Source organism: Synechococcus sp. WH 5701 (assembly GCF_000153045.1).
In the GTDB taxonomy this organism is placed as follows: Bacteria; Cyanobacteriota; Cyanobacteriia; order PCC-6307; family Cyanobiaceae; genus Regnicoccus_A; species Regnicoccus_A antarcticus.
In genome coordinates, this window is sequence record NZ_AANO01000118.1 from 1 (window position 1) to 1,165 (window position 1,165).

The 1,165-nt window shown below is 58.3% G+C and carries 3 protein-coding genes and 1 pseudogene; 2 read left to right on the top strand and 2 right to left on the bottom strand.

The genetic code is table 11. The features are described from left to right. On the top strand, positions 1 to 217 hold a 217-nt coding region (locus tag WH5701_RS17855; protein ID WP_071934157.1), incomplete at its 5' end, for a hypothetical protein. A 51-nt stretch (positions 218 to 268) separates the two neighbouring features. Here the strand turns inward: WH5701_RS17855 and WH5701_RS18230 are convergent. Both WH5701_RS18230 and WH5701_RS18235 read right to left on the bottom strand, forming a co-directional pair. Beyond that, positions 269 to 499 carry a hypothetical protein gene (locus WH5701_RS18230; protein WP_006169909.1) on the bottom strand — a complete coding sequence of 77 codons (231 nt, stop codon included), beginning with the start codon at positions 497 to 499 and terminating at the stop codon, positions 269 to 271. 47 nt (positions 500 to 546) lie between these two features. Continuing rightward, positions 547 to 876 (bottom strand): hypothetical protein, encoded by a 330-nt coding sequence (locus WH5701_RS18235; RefSeq protein WP_006169910.1) that lies wholly within the window; start codon positions 874 to 876, stop codon positions 547 to 549. 109 nt (positions 877 to 985) lie between these two features. On the opposite strand from WH5701_RS18235, the pseudogene WH5701_RS16375 reads away from it, so the two are divergent. After that, positions 986 to 1,165 (top strand): annotated as a pseudogene (locus WH5701_RS16375) (ribbon-helix-helix protein, CopG family); the annotation flags it as partial.

Genomic DNA, 1,165 nt, shown 5'->3' on the forward strand with positions numbered 1-1,165 from the left:
CCTGTCGGCAAACTGGAAACGTTTCCATGGCGTCGACAACGTGCTGAAACTCGAGCAGTTTGTGGCTCTGGTCGTGGCAGCGGGTCTTGCCATCGTCAGTTACATGCTGTTCTTCAGTTGGGCTGGCGGCGGTGGCTATGAGCCGCGCCAACCCAGACGCGATGAGCTGTCGCGGTTGGAATCGTTCTCAGAATTAGCTTCAGCACGAAAGTCTTGATGCTCTTCCGTGTGGCAAGAGCCCTTCACTCTCCACTCAGAGGCTTCACCTCTAGAGGCCGCCGCGGGCTTTCACTAGCCATCGATTGCTGTCGTCGTCGTCAAGGCTTGCCAGATGTGTTCGCACGTCCTCTGGGGTTACGGGTAGTCCTAGTTGCTCCCCTAATCCGCAGATCGACTCCATCGCACCGCTGGGGTCTTGCAAAGCCTGGCGGAACAGGGCTTGTGTTTGTTCTGGATTGCTGCTGATTTGGGCGTAAAGGGCTGCGGCATTTGAACTCATCGCGGAGCTGACCACTGCTGTAACGCTATTCAGATCTGCTGGATTCGTCAGGCAGCTTGTTCAAAGCCTTCATCGCGTTGCCCGAGGGCTGACGCGTCTTCCATGCTCCGTGCATCCATGCAAAGAACTTTTCTTAGCTGGGCATAGTTCGCGGCCTGTGAGCCACGACCTTCTTGAACGGCGGTGTACTCCGCTCGCTGCAAAACGTGGTGGAGGTGAGTCAGCAAATAGGTGCTTACCACAGCCGACACGAGCACATCGCTGTTTTCAGGGCCGCGTCGAGGACTGCGCGTTCTACTGCGTCGCGGGGCGGTGCTGCGCCGGGATTGCAGCGTGGGCTTGGATTTTGGCGTGGACTGAGATCTGGACTGGGTCATGCGCGGAGCACTCCGAGGAGGACCAGTGCCCTCAACATAATCATGGATACTACCCTTGACCACCTCTGTACACTTGCGGGTAACTGAAAGTCGTTCTGACGATCCGGTTGTGCCCACTCGACAGACGTCAGCCAGCGGGAAGCCCAAGTCCCCCAGGATCCAGGTAGTCCTTCCGGAGGATTTGTGTGCCCGCTTAACGGCCCTCGCTGAGTCGGAGTCTCGGACGGTCAGCAACATGGCGCGTGTGCTGATCCAGCAGGGGGTCCAGCGCCAAGAGCAAGGTGAGGCC

Bases quoted from the DNA above. Each gene is read 5' to 3' on its own strand.
- WH5701_RS18230 (WP_006169909.1), bottom strand. From the start codon at position 499: ATGAGTTCAAATGCCGCAGCCCTTTACGCCCAAATCAGCAGCAATCCA.
- WH5701_RS18235 (WP_006169910.1), bottom strand. From the start codon at position 876: ATGACCCAGTCCAGATCTCAGTCCACGCCAAAATCCAAGCCCACGCTG.